This is a genomic window from Xylophilus sp. ASV27 (assembly GCF_016428875.1).
GTDB lineage: Bacteria > Pseudomonadota > Gammaproteobacteria > Burkholderiales > Burkholderiaceae_C > Xylophilus.
The window spans coordinates 1-14,903 of the sequence record NZ_JAELTO010000052.1 but is presented as its reverse complement, the minus strand read 5'-3'; the positions used below and the strand labels follow the sequence as shown (position 1 = coordinate 14,903).

Genomic DNA, 14,903 nt, shown 5'->3' with positions numbered 1-14,903 from the left:
TACCTGGGCTACATGCTATACATTATGTAGCAAATGGCTCGCGCATCGGCGCAGCCTGCCCGATGCGCGAGGCGAGATGCGCCAGCGCCTCTTCCACCTGGTCCACCAGCACCAGGCACAGGTCGCCCGGCTCCAGCCGTGCCAGTGCCGTGTCGATGGCGATGAACTCGCCGCGGATTTCCTCGACGTGGCGGGTGCGCGGGGCGCCGGCCAGGCCCTGGCGCAGCAGGGCCATCACCTCTCCATCGGCGCGGCCGCGCTGGGCGGCGTCCTGGTACAGGATGACGTCGTCGAAGGCTTCGCCCAGGATCGCGGTCTGCTCGCGGATGTCCTCGTCGCGCCGGTCGCCCGCGCCGCTGATGACGACCGACCGGCGCTTGGCCGGCATGGCCTCGACGGCGGCCACCAGGGCGCGCATGGCGTCGGGGTTGTGGCCGTAGTCGGCGATGACGGTGGCGCCGCGGTAGTCCATCACGTTGAAGCGGCCGGGCGCGTTGCTGCTGTCGTTGACGAAGCTCGCCAGCCCGTTGCGGATCACGTCCCAACCCAGCCCCAGCGCCCAGGCGGCGGCCACGGCGGCCATGGCGTTCTCGACCTGGAAGCGGATGCTGCCGTGGCGCGTGAGCGGAATGTCGCGCAGCGACACCGTCTCGCGCCAGGAGCCTTCGGCCGCCACCAACTGGTCCTGGTCGACGTAGAGGGTGCGCCGGCCCTGCGCGCGGTGCGTGGCCATCACCGGATTGAAGCGGTCGGCGGCGAAGAAGATCACGTCGCCCGGGCAGGTGCCGGCCATGGCGGCGACGATCGGGTCGGCCGCGTTGAGCACCGCGTAGCCATCGGGCGCGACGTTCTGCACGATCACGCGCTTGAGCACCGCCAGGTCTTCCACCGTGGTGATGTAGTTCAGGCCCAGGTGGTCGCCCGCGCCGATGTTGGTCACCACCGCCACCTGGCAGCGGTCGAAGCCCAGGCCCTCGCGCAGCACGCCGCCGCGCGCCACCTCGAACACGGCGGCGTCCACGTCGGGGTGCAGCAGCACGTTGCGCGCGCTCTTGGGTCCGCTGCAGTCGCCGCTGTCGGTCTGGCGGCCGTCCACGTAGACGCCGTCGGTGTTGGTCATGCCCACGCGCAGGCCGCGGCCCGCGACCAGGTGCGCGATCAGCCGGGTGACCGTGGTCTTGCCGTTGGTGCCGGTGACGGCCACCACCGGGATGCGGCCGTCGTCGCCGGGCGCGAACAGCTGGTCGATCATGGCGTCGCCCACCGCGCGCGGCTTGCCGTAGGAGGGCGAGGTGTGCATGCGCAGGCCGGGCGCGGCGTTGACCTCGACGATGCCGCCGCTCTGCTCCTCCAGCGGCTTGAGCACGGTCTCGCAGACCACGTCCACGCCGCAGATGTGCAGGCCCACCATCTGCGCCGCGGCCACGGCGCGCGCGGCGACCTCGGGGTGCACGTCGTCGGTCACGTCGGTGGCGGTGCCGCCGGTGGACAGGTTGGCGTTGTTGCGCAGGATCACGCGCTGGCCGGTGGCCGGGATGGAGTCGGGCCCGAGGCCCTGCGTGGACAGGCGCAGCACGGCGATGTCGTCGAAGCGGATCTTGGTCAGCGAGGTGGCGTGGCCGTCGCCGCGGCGCGGGTCGCGGTTGACCGCATCGACCAGCTCGCGCACGGTGTGCACGCCGTCGCCGATCACCTGCGGCGGGTCGCGGCGCGAGGCAGCCACCATCTTGCCGCCGACCACCAGCAGGCGGAAGTCATAGCCCGGCAGGAAGCGCTCGACGATCACGTCGCCGTACTCGGCGGCGGCCTTGAAGGCGATGTCCATGTGCTCGCGGTCCATCAGGTTGACGGTCACGCCCTTGCCCTGGTTGCCGTCCTGCGGCTTGACCACCACCGGCAGGCCGATCTCCTGCGCCACCGCCCAGCCCTCCTCGGCCGAGCGCACCGGCCGGCCCAGCGGCACCGGCACGCCGGCGGCGTGCAGCAGCTTCTTGGTCAGGTCCTTGTCCTGGGCGATCGATTCGGACACGGCGCTGGTGCTGTCGAGCTCGGCCGCCTGGATGCGGCGCTGGCGCGAGCCCCAGCCGAACTGCACCAGGCTGCCCTGGGTCAGGCGCCGGTAGGGGATGCCGCGCGCCACGGCGGCATCGACGATGCAGCCGGTGCTCGGGCCCAGGCGCTCGGATTCGTCCAGGTCGCGCAGCTCGGCGATGGCGGCCTGCACGTCGAACGGGGAGTCGGCCGTGGCCGACTCGATCAGCGCCTGCGCCAGGGCGAAGGCGCGGCGGCCCACGGTCTCCTCGCCGTACTGCACCACCACCTGGTGCACGCCGGCCTCGGGCGTCTGGGCCACGCGCATGAAGGTGACCGGGCAGCCGGCCTGGGCCTGCAGCGTGAGCGCCGCGGTGCCCAGCACCGAGGCCAGCGAGACCTCGCCCGCCTGCCCCGCGTGGCGCAGCGCGCCGATGGAGGGGAAGCGTTCGCGCACGCGCTGCTCGAAGCCGGGCAGTTGTGCGATGTTGCATTCGTCGGGGCTGCAGCGGACGATGGCTTCGATCGAGGTGTGGCGGCTCCAGAGGTTGGGGCCGCGCAGGGCGCGAATGCGGGAGATGTCCATCGGTGAAGTGTGGGGTCTGGGCATGGGGCTGGTCCGATCAGGCCAGCGCTGCGGTGGTGGCGGGGGAGGTGGGGGCGGTGGGGACGGTGGCGGCGGGCACCAGCGGCAGGCCGGGCTCGTCTTCGAACGCCTGCAGGCCGGCGCCGATCAGTTGCGGCGCCACGCCCAGGGCCCAGGCGGTGGCCACGGCGGCCAGCAGGGCTTCGTCGGGCAGGGCGCCGTGGCGCATGCGCCAGGCTTCCAGGGGGCCCAGGCCGGACAGCGGCACGTCCTGGCCGTCGGCCACCAGGGCCACGCGGCCATGGCGCAGCACCACGGCACGGCCGCCGCCCGCGCAGTGCGCCACCAGGGCCGGCGCGGCCGGGTCGCAGGCGTAGAAGATCACTTCGCCGTCGCACAGCGGCGCCAGCGCGGCCACCTCGGGCACCTCGGCGTTGAGCACGGCCGCGCCTTCGGGCAGCACCACGTCCACCTGGGTGCGCAGCACTTTGTGCATGTGCTCGGTGGTGTGCACGTCGAAATAGGCCAGTTGTTCGATGCCGTCGAAGTCGGTCACCACGCCGACCTGGCAGCGGTCGTAGGGCAGGCCGTCGCGCAGGATCGCCGCGGGCGGGTTCTGGATCACGGCCACCTGCACCGTGCTGTTGATCAGCAGGCGCTCGCCGGCCTGCCAGTGGGTGCCGTCGGCGGCGTCCACGCGGCGGCGGTCGAGGAACAGGCCGTCCTTGCAGGCCAGGCCGGTGCGGCGCCCGTCCAGGTGGCAGAGCCAGGCCACGAGCCGGCCGATGGCCGCGTTGTGCCGGCTGCCGCACAGGCCCACCAGCGGGATGCGGCCGTTGTCGCCCTCGGCGAACAGGTGGTCGCAGATGGCGCGGCCGACCGGGCGCGGCTGGCCCTGGGTCGGCTTCAGGTGCATCAGCAGGCCCGGGCCGGCGTTGACCTCGACGATGGCGCCGCCCTGCGCCTGCAGCGGCTGGCGCACGTCGCGCGCCACCAGGTCGATGCCGGCGATGTCCAGCCCGACCACGCGCGCGGCCAGCGCGACCGCGTGCGCCACCTCGGGGTGCACGTCCTCGGTGCAGTCGATCGACATGTTGCCGGTGCGCTGCACCGTGACCTTGCGGCCGGCCTCGGGCACGCTTTCGGGCGCCAGGCCCTGGCGGCGCAGTTCGAGTTGCACCGCGCCGTCGGCCACGTCGATGGTGGTCAGCGGGAACTGGTGCTCCCAGCCGCGGCGCGGGTCGGTGTTCATCTGCGAGTCGATCAGCGCCGCCACGGTGGAGACGCCGTCGCCGGTGACGTGCACCGGCTCGCCGCGCGTGGCCGCCACCACCTTGCCGCCGACCACCAGCAGGCGGTGCTCGGCGCCCTCGATGTAGCGCTCGACGATCACGCCGCTGCCCTCGCGCTCGGCCAGGGTGAAGGCGGCCTCGACGTCGGCCTGCTCGCGCAGGTCCAGCGTCACGCCGCGCGCGTGGTTGCCGTCCGAGGGCTTGACCACCACCGGCAGGCCGATCTCCACCGCCGCCTCCCAGGCGGCCGCGGCGCTGTCCACCAGCTCGCCCTCGGGCACCGGCACGCCGCAGGAGGCCAGCAGCGACTTGGTCAGGTCCTTGTCGGCGGCGATGCTCTCGCCGATGGCGCTGGTGCGGTCGGTCTCGGCCGTCCAGATGCGGCGCTGGCGGCAGCCGTAGCCCAGCTGCACCAGGTTGCCGCCATTGAGGCGGATGTGCGGGATCTTGCGGTCGGCCGCGGCGCTGACGATGCAGTCGGTGCTGGGGCCGAGGAAGGATTCGTCGATCTGCGTGCGCACCCGCGCCACGGCGGCCGGCACGTCGAAGGGCCGGTCATTGATCGCGGCCATGAGCAGGGCCAGGCCCTCGGCCAGCGCCACGCGGGCGGTGGCCTCGTCCTGCGCGCGGAACACCATGCGGTAGGTGCCGCTGGTGGTGGTCTCGCGGGTCTGGCCGAAGGTGGTCGGCATGCCGGCCAGGTTCAGCAGCTCGATGATCACGTGCTCCAGCACGTGCCCCATCCAGGTGCCGCCTTCGAGCCGCTGCAGGAAGCCGCCGCGCTCGCCCACGCCGCAGGTGTGCTCGATCAGGGCCGGCAGCCAGGTGGTCAGCCGCTGGTTGAAGCCGGGCAGGGTGTGGGAGGGGAACTGCTCCAGCTCGCCCAGCTCCAGCCAGACCTCCAGGACTTCGCGGTAGGTCCAGATGTTGGAGCCGTGCAGGTAGTTGACGCGCAGGATGCGGATGTCGTTCTTGGGGTGCATGGGACTATGGGCGGGGATGGTCAACATGGCAATTCTGAGGTGCTGCACTGCAACATGGACCGGGGTGTTGGCAAGGCCATGCGGGAGGCTGTGGGGATTGGGTGAAAATCGCCTGTCGGCGCGCTGCGCCGGCCGCCGCAGCGGACCGCACGCGACCACTTGAAAAATGCAAAATCCTGATCCCGTCGATGCTTCCCCCCTGAGGTCCGGCCAGTTCCTGAACGGTACGCTGGAACAGGTCGCGAATGATGAGAACGTGCTGGCCAGCGTTCCGGTTGACCTCGATGCCGCCCTGCGCTTTGCCCCCGGCCGGCTGGTGCTGACCGACAGGCGCCTGCTGGCCGCCGCGGACGGCGGCCGGCAATGGCAGGCGTGGGCGCTGCACCCGGGCCTGGCGCTGCGTGTGGCCGACCATGGCGGCGTCGGCGCGCTGGAGCTGGTGGACGCGCAGGGCCGGCTGGCCTTCTGGCGCTTCACCATGGGCCTGCACCCGCAGGCGCTGGAACTGGCCGAGCGCTTCGAGGCGCTGCAGTCCGGCGCGGCGCCCGCCGCCGTCGCGCAAGACCCGGTGGAGCCGGAGGACGACGTCGAGGCCACGCCACCCTCCACCTGGGTGCTGCTGCGCCTGTGGCGCTTCGCGCGGCCGTACCGCTGGCGGCTGCTGGCGGGCTTCCTGCTCACGCTGGCCTCGACCGCGGCCACGCTGGTGCCGCCCTACCTGACCATCCCGCTCATGGACGACGTGCTGATCCCGTTCCAGAACGGCCAGGAGATCGCCCCGCGCCGCGTGGCCCTGTACCTGGGCGCGCTGCTGGGCTCGGCGCTGGTCGGCTGGGGCCTGAGCTGGGCGCGCACCTACCTGCTGGCGCTGGTGTCCGAGCGCATCGGCGCGGACCTGCGCACGGCCACCTTCGAGCACCTGCTGCAACTGTCGCTGGAGTACTTCGGCAGCAAGCGCACCGGCGACCTGATGGCGCGCATCGGCGCGGAGACCGACCGCATCAACGTCTTCCTGTCGCTGCACGCGCTCGATTTCGCCACCGACGTGCTGATGATGCTGATGACCGCGGCCATCCTGTTCTCGATCAACCCCTGGCTGGCGCTGGCCACCCTGCTGCCGCTGCCGCTGATCGCCTGGATGATCCACGTGGTGCGCGACCGCCTGCGCACCGGCTTCGAGAAGGTCGACCGCGCCTTCTCCGAGGTCACCAACGTGCTGGCCGACACCATCCCCGGCATCCGCGTGGTCAAGGCCTTCGCCCAGGAAAAGCGCGAGGGCCAGCGCTTCAAGGCGGCCAACCAGCGCAACCTGGAGGTGAACGACCGCATCAACCGCACCTGGTCGCTGTTCACGCCCACCGTCACGCTGCTGACCGAGATCGGCCTGCTGATCGTCTGGGGCTTCGGCATCTGGCTGGTGGCGCACCAGCGCATCACGGTCGGCGTGCTGACCGCCTTCCTGGCCTACATCGGCCGCTTCTACCTCCGGCTGGACTCGATGAGCCGCATCGTCTCGGTCACGCAGAAGGCCGCGGCCGGCGCCAAGCGCATCTTCGACATCCTGGACCACGTCTCCAACGTGCCCGAGCCCGCCCACCCGGTGCCGCTGCCCACCACGCAGGGCGCCATCCGCCTGCGCAACGTGGGCTTTCGCTACGGCAGCCGCGCCGTTATCCGCGGGCTCGACCTGGACATCCGCCCGGGCGAGATGATCGGCCTGGTCGGCCACAGCGGCTCGGGCAAGAGCACGCTGGTGAACCTGATCAGCCGCTTCTACGACGTCAGCGACGGCGCGATCGAGGTCGACGGCGTGGACATCCGCCGCCTGCGCCTGGCCGACTACCGGCGCCACATCGGCCTGGTGCTGCAGGAGCCCTTCCTGTTCTTCGGCACCATCGCCGAGAACATCGCCTATGGCCGGCCGGGGGCCAGCCGCGCCGAGGTCGTCGCCGCCGCGCGCGCCGCCCATGCGCACGACTTCATCCTGCGCCTGCCGCTGGGCTACGACTCGATGGTCGGCGAGCGCGGCCAGGGCCTCTCGGGCGGCGAGCGCCAGCGCATCAGCATCGCGCGCGCGCTGCTGATCGACCCGCGCATCCTGATCCTGGACGAGGCCACCTCGGCCGTGGACACCGAGACCGAGAAGGAAATCCAGCGCGCGCTCGACAACCTGGTGCAGGGCCGCACCACCATCGCCATCGCGCACCGCCTGTCCACCCTGCGCAAGGCCGACCGCCTGGTGGTGATGGACCGCGGCGAGGTGGTCGAGGTCGGCCCGCACGACGAGCTCATGGCCCGGCAGGGCGCCTACTGGCGGCTCTACCAGGCGCAGGTGCGCCGCGTCGACGCGGACGACCTGGAAGAGCGCGAGCTGCCGCCGCCTCCCGAGCTGCATTCCGCCCACCCGGCCGGAGGATCCTGAAATGAAAGCACCCCCAGGCTGCGCGCTTCGCGTCTTCGCCAACCCCCTGCGAGGGGGCGCATCCTGCGGCCCCGCAAAGTCGGTTCAGCGGATGTCCTGGCTTGGCCTGCTCCGCGGCCGTTTGTGCCTTTGTGTCTCATGCGCCGCGGGTCGCGCGTGAGCACTCATGGATAACTGATATGAACGTTGCCATCGACTTCACCCTGGCGTGCGACGCCTTCGGCCGCCTGCTGCTCACCGACGCCGCCGGCACCACCGCCGTCGTGCCGGTGCGCGCCTTCCCGCTGGGCGCGCCGGACGAATGCCTGTCGCTGGTCGGCGTCGAGGACGGCCGCGAGCGCGCCTGGATCGAGCGCCTGGAACTCCTGCCGCCCGAGGCGCGCGCGCTGGTCGGGCAGGCGCTGGCCAGCCGCGAACTCATGCCCGAGATCCAGCGCCTGGTGGCCGTCTCCACCTACGCCACGCCCAGCCTGTGGGACGTCGAAACCGACCGCGGCCCGGCACGCCTCATGCTCAAGTCCGAGGACGACCTGCGCCGCCTGCCCGACAACGGCCTGCTGGTGCTGAGCGGCGACGGCGTGCACTTCCGCATCCGCGACCGCTTCGCGCTGGACCGCGCCTCGCGCCGCATGCTGGACCGTTTTCTATAGAAAAAGCGGCTGAAGCCCATATATCATCTGGGTTTTGTGCTATATATTTGGTAGCAAACCGTTGTCTGCCCGAACCTGAAGAAACGCTGCCATGCCCCGCTCCGCCCTCGTCCTGTTCTCCGGCGGCCAGGATTCCACCACCTGCCTGGCCGACGCGCTGGCCCGCTACCCGCGGGTGGAGACCGTCGGCTTCGACTACGGCCAGCGCCACCGCGTCGAACTCGACGCGCGGCTGGACGTGCTGCGCGTGCTGCGCCACGACTTTCCCGAATGGCACGCGCGCCTGGGCGACGACCATGTGCTGGACGTCGGCATCCTCGGCCAGATCAGCGACACCTCGCTGACCCGCGACACCGCCTTCCAGATGGAGGCCAGCGGCCTGCCCAACACCTTCGTGCCCGGGCGCAACCTGCTGTTCCTGACCCTGGCGGCGGCGCTGGCCTACCGGCGCGGGCTGGACGTGCTGGTGACCGGCGTCTGCGAGACCGACTACTCCGGCTACCCCGACTGCCGCGACGACACCATGAAGGCCATGCAGGTCGCCCTGTCGCTCGGCATGGACCGGCGCCTGCGGGTCGAGACGCCGCTGATGTGGATCGACAAGGCCGAGACCTGGCGCATGGCCGAGCGCCTGGGCGGCGCCCGGCTGGTGGACCTGATCGTGGAGCACAGCCACACCTGCTACCTGGGCGACCGCAGCCAGCGCCACCCCTGGGGCTACGGCTGCGGAACGTGCGCGGCCTGCGAGCTCCGGGCCAACGGCTGGAGGAACAGGTAGCACCCCCAGGCCGCGCGCTTCGCGTCTTCGCCTTCCCCCTTGCGGGGGACACATCCTGCGGACCGGCGGCGCCGGTTCCGCGGACGTCCGCGCATGGCCCGCCGTGCGGCCTTTTGTGACCCCAATGTATTCGGCGCGTAAAAAAACCTTAAAGATTGTCGGCCGCAGGTCGATAGCAACGATACGGCGTTCCTGATTCCGCCGTGCCCACCCTTCGCCGGAGTACGCGCCATGCAGATACCACCCGCAGACCTCGCCCCCTATCGCCCGCCTCAGGCGGCGGGTGTCGCCGTGTCCGGCGCTGACGGCAGCGCCGGAGCCGCTCTGCGCGCAGGCGTCACGCAGGCCGATCCCGGCAAGGCCCGGGACTTCATCGGCGCGCCGCAGGGCGCGCGCAGCCCGGACAACAGCCCTTCGTCCTCGGCCGAGACGCCCAACCGCGACTGGACCACGGTGCGCCAGAAGGAAACCGCCAAGGAGCCCGAGGAGCCGCCCAAGGAGCCGATCGGCAAGCAATTGTTCGAGCAGATCCAGTCGCTGTGGCGCGCCAGCGCCCTGATCGTCGACATCGCCGAGGAGCAGCAGCGCAAGGCCAACCAGGAAAGCCTGCTGGGCACCGGCAGTGCCAACGCCGCGCCGGTGGTCTACGCCGACCCGAGCAAGGTCAGGCGCAGCCCGCCGCGCTCGGGCCTGTAGCGGCTACTTTGCGGGTGCCGGCTCCGCCGCGCGCCGGCTGGCGCGCTCCGCGCGCTGCCGCGCGGCCTGGGCGCGGATCTCCTCGAAGCTCACCTTGCCGTCGTGGTTGGTGTCGGCCTCGTCGAAGGCGTCGCGCAATCTCGGGAACAGGGCGACTTCCGGCTTGCTGAGGTAGCCGTCGCCATCCAGGTCCAGCCACTTGAACTGCTGGGCCGCCAGCGCCTCGCCCTTGCTCGCCTGGGCGGCAGGGTCGGGCTGGGGCAGGATGGCCGGGGCCTGTGCGGCCACCGGCCCGGCGGCGGCGAGCGCGGTGAGCAGCAGGGCGTGCAAACGCAGGGAAGTGGGGATGAGGGGCATGTCGGTTGCGGGAATCCGTGGAGGCAGGGAGATCCGGCATCGTGGCACAGAAGCGCGCCGTGCCGGGTAACGCTTCCGCAAAGCGGCGTGCCGGCGCGGAGTTTGCTACTTTTTTAGTAGCATGATGCCCTTGTTCTGACTGGGCTTCGGCCCGATTTCCTTCAAGACCTCCGGCTCCGGCACGCCCGCGGCCGGGTTGGACACGCCATGCGTCACATGCCCGGCCGGCACGTGGCGCGCCGCGGCGGCGACGTGGCCGGTCTGGTCGTCGAAGAAGAAGTCGGGCTCGAACTCGCGCAGGAAGCCGCCTTTGTCCAGGCCGCCGAGGAACATCGCCTCGTCCACCGCGATGTTCCAGTCCATCAGGGTGAAGATGGCGCGCTCGTGCGCCGGCGCGCTGCGGGCGGTGACCAGGGCGGTGCGGATGCGCATGTGCGGCGTGCCGGCCTTCTGCAGCCGGTGCAGGGCGGCCAGCAGCGGCTTGAACGGGCCGTCGGGCAGCGGGACCGAGGCCTTGTCGATCTCGTGCTGCAGGAAGGCGGGCAGGCCCTCGGACTGGAAGATCTGCTCGGCCTCGTCGCTGAACAGCACGGCGTCGCCGTCGAAGGCGATGCGCACCTCGTTCGGGTTGTTGTGGCCGGCCTGGGCCGATTCGGTCAGCACCCGCGCCGCCGGGAAGCCCAGCGCCAGCGCGTCGCGCACGTCCTTTTCGTTGGCCGAGAGGAACAGGTGCGCGCCCAGCGCCCGCAGGTAGCCGAAGGGCGCGCGGCCCTGGGTGAACACGCCGCGCTCCAGTTGCAGGCGGTTGGCCTTGCTGGAGCGGAAGATGCGCATGCCGCTGACCGGGTCATTGCGCGAGAGCATCACCACCTCGACCCGCTTGACGCCGTCGTCGTTGAAGGCCAGCAGCTTCTTCACCAGCGAGAACGCCACGCCGGGCCGGGCGGGCACGTCCAGGCGCTCGTACTGCAGGCGCATGTAGGCCTTCTCGTCGCCCGCGTCGAACAGCCGGTTTTCCTCTTCGAGGTTGAACAGCGCGCGCGAGGAGATCGCCACGACCAGCTTGTCATCCAGGGTTACCGGCATAGGCAGAAATCTCCGGAAGGGGCGCACCACCGAAGGCCGCGGGGCGAGCCCAGCGCAGGCATCCGCGGATCGGGCTCCGCCGGGCCGCAGGATGCGCCCCCGGAAGGAGGGAGGCGAAGACGCGCGGCGCGCAGCCTGGCGGCGGGCGTCATTTCACGAACTGGTTGAGCTGGATGATCGGCAGCAGCACCGCCAGCACGATCAGCATCACCACCAGCCCCATGGTCACGATCAGCAGCGGCTCCAGCAGCGTGGCCAGCGCCACGGCGCGGCGCTGCACCTCGGCGGCCAGCTGGGTCGCGGCGCGCTGCAGCATCAGCGGCAACTGGCCGGTCTGCTCGCCCAGGCGCGCGAACATCGACACCAGCCCCGGGAAGCGCTTCTTCTGCGCCATGGCCGAGGCCAGCGGCGCGCCCTCGCGCACCAGCACCAGCGCGTCGAGCGCATCGGCGCGCATGGCGCTGTTCTGCAGCGTCTCGGCCGCGGCCTGCAGCGCGCGCAGGATCGGCACGCCGGCGGCGGCCAGCATGGCCAGGGTGCTGGCAAAGCGCGCCGCGTTGTAGCCGCGCGCCAGCCGGCCGACGATGGGCAGCCTCAGCCAGGCCGCGTCGATGCGCCGGCGCAGCGCCGGGTTGCGGTAGGCCAGCCGCGCGCCGGCCACGGCCAGCACCAGCGCCAGCAGCATGGCCCAGCCGTAGTGGCGCACCGCGTCGCTCACCGCCAGCATCGCCACGGTGAGGAAGGGCAGCGCGTGCTTGGTGCCGGCGAACACGCTCGCCACCTGCGGCACCACGTAGCTGACCAGGAACAGCACGATGGCGATCGCCACCAGCGTGACGATGGCCGGGTACAGCGCCGCGCCGATCAGCTTGGCGCGCAGCGCCTGGCGCTCCTCCAGGTCGTCGGCCAGGCGCTCCAGCACCAGGCCCAGGTTGCCGGTCTGCTCGCCCGCGCCGATCACGGCGACGTAGATGGCCGAGAACTCGCGCCCGTGCTGCGACAGCGCCTGCGCGAAGCTGGAGCCGGCGTTGACCTCGGCGCGCAGCGCGGCCACCAGGTGGCGCTCGCGGTCCTGCTCGGCTTCATCGGCCAGCGCGGTCAGCGCGCGCTCCAGCGGCAGTCCGGAGCCGACCAGCCCGGCGAGCTGGCGCGTCCAGATCGCCAGGCCGGTGCCGTTGAACACGCGCCGGCCGAAGGGCCGCGCCACGCCGCCGCCGGCGCCCGCGGCCACCGGCTCGACCGCCAGCGGCACCAGCGACTGCGAGCGCAGCATGCTGCGCGCCGCGCGCGCCGTGTCGGCCTCCAGCACCCCTTTGCGGGACTGGCCTTGGGCGTCGAGGGCTTCGAAGGAATAGGCGGGCATGCGGTGCAGATGGCCGCAGGGGCGCGGCGCTGGGCGGATTATCGGCCAGCGCCGTGAAGGGCCCGGCGTGTGCGCCTGGGTTTTGAGTGAAAAGCGCCTGTAGCCCTTGTGGATACTGGGCTATAAGCTATCTATTTGATAGCTTTCAGGCGGCCGCCAACGGGGCCGCGCGCACCTGCGCCGCGATCTCCAGCGAGCGCAGGCGCAGCGCCGGGTCGAACACGTCGCTGACGAACATCAGCTCATCGGCCCCGGTCTGCTCGACCAGCGATTCCAGGCCCTGGCGCACCGTGTCGGGCCCGCCGATCACGGCGATGGCGAGGAAGTCCGCGATGGCGGCGCGCTCCTGCGGCTGCAGCCGCTGCATGAAGCCTTCCACCGGCGGGCGCAGCTTGCCGCGCTGGCCGGTCAGGATGCCCAGCACGCGCTGGTAGGTGCTGCTGGCGAGGAACTGCGCCTCGGCGTCGGTGGGCGCGGCGATCATCGGCACGCCGATGGTCACGTAGGGCGCGGCCAGCGTGGCCGAGGGCCGGAATCGCGCACGGTACAGCTCGATGGCCTGCAGCAGCAGGCGCGGCGCGAAGTGCGAGGCGAAGGCGTAGGGCAGGCCGCGCTCGGCCGCAAGCTGGGCGCTGAACAGGCTCGATCCGAGCAGCCAGATCGGCACCTGCGTGCCGGCGCCGGGCGTGGCGATCAGGCGCTGGCCGGGCGCGGGCGGCGCCAGCAGGCGCTGCAGTTCCAGCACGTCGGCCGGGAAGTCTTCCACCGACTCGGTGCGATCGCGCCGCAGCGCGCGCATGGTGGCCGGGTCGGTGCCGGGCGCGCGGCCCAGGCCCAGGTCGATGCGGCCCGGGTACAGCTCGGCCAGCGTGCCGAAGGCCTCGGCCACCACCAGCGGCGCATGGTTGGGCAGCATGACGCCGCCCGAGCCGACGCGGATGCGCTGCGTGCCGCCGGCGACGTAGCCCACCAGCACCGCGGTGGCGGAGCTGGCGATGCCCTCCATGTTGTGGTGCTCGGCCAGCCAGTAGCGCTTGAAGCCGAGCGCCTCGGCGCGGCGCGCGGTCTTCAGGGCGATGGCGAGCGCGTCGGCCACGCTGCCGCCCTCGCGGACGGCAACCAGGTCGAGCATGGAGAAGGCGGTGCGGGAGAGGGCGGACATGCCCCGATTGTGCGCGGGGGGCATTTCCCCTTGCAGGCGCGGGAGTCTCAGTCCCGCGTGACCCGCAGCACCTCTTCCATGCTGGTCACGCCCTCGGCGACCAACCGCTCGCCGTCCTCGCGCATCAGCGTCATGCCGGCGGCCTGGGCGGTCTCGCGGATCGTGGCCTCGGCGGTCTGGTTGTGGATCAGCGGGCGGATGGCGTCGTCCACCACCAGCAGCTCGAACACGCCGGTGCGCCCCTGGTAGCCGGTGCGGCCGCAGCTCTCGCAGCCCGCGCCATGGCACACCGAGCAGTACTTGCGCACCAGCCGCTGTGCCAGCACGCCCAGCAGCGAGCTGCTGAGCAGGAAAGGCTCCACGCCCATGTCGGTCAGGCGCGTGATGGCGCTGGCCGCGTCGTTGGTGTGCAGCGTGGCCAGCACCAGGTGGCCGGTGAGCGAGGCCTGGATGGCGATCTGCGCGGTCTCGAAGTCGCGGATCTCGCCGATCATGACGATGTCCGGGTCCTGCCGCAGGATGGCGCGCAGCGCGCGGGCGAAGGTCAGCTCGATCTTGCCGTTGACCTGGGTCTGGCCGACGCCGGGCAGTTCGTACTCGATCGGGTCTTCCACCGTCATGATGTTGTTGCGCGTGGCATCGAGCCGCGCCAGCGAGGCGTACAGCGTGGTGGTCTTGCCCGAGCCGGTGGGCCCGGTCACCAGGATGATGCCGTGCGGCTGCTTGATCAGCCGCTCGAAGCGCGACAGCACCTCGCCCAGCATGCCGACCGACTCCAGGCTGAGCTTGCCCTCGCTCTTGTCGAGCAGGCGCAGCACCGCGCGCTCGCCGTGCGCGCAGGGGATGGTGGAGACGCGCACGTCCACCGCGCGCGTGCCGATGCGCAGCGAGATGCGGCCGTCCTGCGGCAGCCGCTTCTCGGAGATGTCGAGGTCGGCCATGATCTTCAGCCGCGAGATCAGCGCCGCGTGCAGCGCGCGGTTGGGGCTGACCACCTCGCGCAGCGCGCCGTCGACGCGGAAGCGCACGCTGCTGTGGCGCTCGTAGGGCTCGATGTGGATGTCGCTGGCGCCGTCGCGCGCGGCCTGCGTCAGCAGCGCGTTGAGCATGCGGATGATCGGCGCGTCGTCCGAGGTCTCCAGCAGGTCCTCGATGGCCGGCAGCTCCTGCATCATGCGCGAGAGGTCGGCATCGCTCTCGACCTCGCTGACCACGGTGGCCGCGCTCGACTCGCCCTGCGCATAGGCCGCGCTGATGCGCTGCGCCAGCGCCGCGTTGTCCAGGCGCTGCAGCGACGCGACCGCATGCTTGCGCAGCACCTCGCCCAGCGCCGTGGCGTCGGGCGCGGCGCCGTGCCACAGCGTCAGGCGCTCGCCGTCGTCCTCCAGCAGCAGCTGGTGGGTGCGGGCGAAGGCATAGGGCCTGTCTCTTATACACATCTAAAAAGGGGGGGGGGGGGGGGGGGGGGGGGGGGGGGGGGGGGGGGGGGGGGGGGGG

Annotated in this window: 11 protein-coding genes; 4 read left to right on the top strand and 7 right to left on the bottom strand. The window is 71.7% G+C overall.

The features are described 5' to 3' along the window. Window positions 1-22 precede the first annotated feature (22 nt). Window positions 23-2,617 carry a cyanophycin synthetase gene (gene cphA, locus JHD63_RS12440; protein ID WP_198971060.1) on the bottom strand — a complete coding sequence of 865 codons (2,595 nt, stop codon included), beginning with the start codon at window positions 2,615-2,617 and terminating at the stop codon, window positions 23-25. Window positions 2,618-2,654: 37 nt separating this feature from the next. Next, complete coding sequence (locus JHD63_RS12435) at window positions 2,655-4,892, bottom strand: cyanophycin synthetase (protein WP_198971059.1); 2,238 nt, start codon at window positions 4,890-4,892, stop codon at window positions 2,655-2,657. Window positions 4,893-5,058: 166 nt separating this feature from the next. On the opposite strand from JHD63_RS12435, the gene JHD63_RS12430 reads away from it, so the two are divergent. From JHD63_RS12430 to JHD63_RS12415, 4 genes are all read left to right on the top strand, one after another. Further along, window positions 5,059-7,314, top strand: a complete 2,256-nt coding sequence (locus JHD63_RS12430) for a cyanophycin metabolism-associated ABC transporter (RefSeq protein ID WP_198971058.1) — start codon at window positions 5,059-5,061, stop codon at window positions 7,312-7,314. Window positions 7,315-7,493: 179 nt separating this feature from the next. Beyond that, window positions 7,494-7,964 (top strand): cyanophycin metabolism-associated DUF1854 family protein, encoded by a 471-nt coding sequence (locus JHD63_RS12425; RefSeq protein WP_198971057.1) that lies wholly within the window; start codon window positions 7,494-7,496, stop codon window positions 7,962-7,964. A 91-nt stretch (window positions 7,965-8,055) separates the two neighbouring features. Further along, window positions 8,056-8,742, top strand: a complete 687-nt coding sequence (queC, locus tag JHD63_RS12420; protein ID WP_198971056.1) for a 7-cyano-7-deazaguanine synthase QueC — start codon at window positions 8,056-8,058, stop codon at window positions 8,740-8,742. A 231-nt stretch (window positions 8,743-8,973) separates the two neighbouring features. Further along, window positions 8,974-9,438 carry a hypothetical protein gene (locus tag JHD63_RS12415; RefSeq protein ID WP_198971055.1) on the top strand — a complete coding sequence of 155 codons (465 nt, stop codon included), beginning with the start codon at window positions 8,974-8,976 and terminating at the stop codon, window positions 9,436-9,438. 3 nt (window positions 9,439-9,441) lie between these two features. Here the strand turns inward: JHD63_RS12415 and JHD63_RS12410 are convergent, their stop codons facing one another. The 5 genes from JHD63_RS12410 to JHD63_RS12390 all read right to left on the bottom strand — a co-directional run bounded on the left by JHD63_RS12410 (window position 9,442) and on the right by JHD63_RS12390 (window position 14,845). Beyond that, the gene (locus JHD63_RS12410) at window positions 9,442-9,795 is read right to left on the bottom strand and encodes an EF-hand domain-containing protein (protein ID WP_198971054.1); all 354 of its coding nucleotides are present in this window, start codon (window positions 9,793-9,795) and stop codon (window positions 9,442-9,444) included. 105 nt (window positions 9,796-9,900) lie between these two features. Continuing rightward, window positions 9,901-10,881 carry a 5'-nucleotidase gene (locus JHD63_RS12405; RefSeq protein WP_198971053.1) on the bottom strand — a complete coding sequence of 327 codons (981 nt, stop codon included), beginning with the start codon at window positions 10,879-10,881 and terminating at the stop codon, window positions 9,901-9,903. Window positions 10,882-11,029: 148 nt separating this feature from the next. Then, complete coding sequence (gspF, locus tag JHD63_RS12400; protein ID WP_198971052.1) at window positions 11,030-12,244, bottom strand: type II secretion system inner membrane protein GspF; 1,215 nt, start codon at window positions 12,242-12,244, stop codon at window positions 11,030-11,032. A gap of 145 nt (window positions 12,245-12,389) precedes the next feature. Beyond that, window positions 12,390-13,406, bottom strand: coding sequence for an LLM class flavin-dependent oxidoreductase (locus tag JHD63_RS12395; protein ID WP_198971051.1), 1,017 nt, complete (start codon window positions 13,404-13,406; stop codon window positions 12,390-12,392). A 47-nt stretch (window positions 13,407-13,453) separates the two neighbouring features. Continuing rightward, window positions 13,454-14,845 (bottom strand): GspE/PulE family protein, encoded by a 1,392-nt coding sequence (locus JHD63_RS12390; protein ID WP_198971050.1) that lies wholly within the window; start codon window positions 14,843-14,845, stop codon window positions 13,454-13,456. Between the last annotated feature and the right edge of the window lie 58 nt (window positions 14,846-14,903).

Coding starts and splice junctions, on each gene's coding strand:
- cphA (WP_198971060.1), bottom strand. CDS start 2,617: ATGGACATCTCCCGCATTCGCGCCCTGCGCGGCCCCAACCTCTGGAGC.
- JHD63_RS12435 (WP_198971059.1), bottom strand. CDS start 4,892: ATGCACCCCAAGAACGACATCCGCATCCTGCGCGTCAACTACCTGCAC.
- JHD63_RS12430 (WP_198971058.1), top strand. CDS start 5,059: ATGCAAAATCCTGATCCCGTCGATGCTTCCCCCCTGAGGTCCGGCCAG.
- JHD63_RS12425 (WP_198971057.1), top strand. CDS start 7,494: ATGAACGTTGCCATCGACTTCACCCTGGCGTGCGACGCCTTCGGCCGC.
- queC (WP_198971056.1), top strand. CDS start 8,056: ATGCCCCGCTCCGCCCTCGTCCTGTTCTCCGGCGGCCAGGATTCCACC.
- JHD63_RS12415 (WP_198971055.1), top strand. CDS start 8,974: ATGCAGATACCACCCGCAGACCTCGCCCCCTATCGCCCGCCTCAGGCG.
- JHD63_RS12410 (WP_198971054.1), bottom strand. CDS start 9,795: ATGCCCCTCATCCCCACTTCCCTGCGTTTGCACGCCCTGCTGCTCACC.
- JHD63_RS12405 (WP_198971053.1), bottom strand. CDS start 10,881: ATGCCGGTAACCCTGGATGACAAGCTGGTCGTGGCGATCTCCTCGCGC.
- gspF (WP_198971052.1), bottom strand. CDS start 12,244: ATGCCCGCCTATTCCTTCGAAGCCCTCGACGCCCAAGGCCAGTCCCGC.
- JHD63_RS12395 (WP_198971051.1), bottom strand. CDS start 13,406: ATGTCCGCCCTCTCCCGCACCGCCTTCTCCATGCTCGACCTGGTTGCC.
- JHD63_RS12390 (WP_198971050.1), bottom strand. CDS start 14,845: ATGTGTATAAGAGACAGGCCCTATGCCTTCGCCCGCACCCACCAGCTG.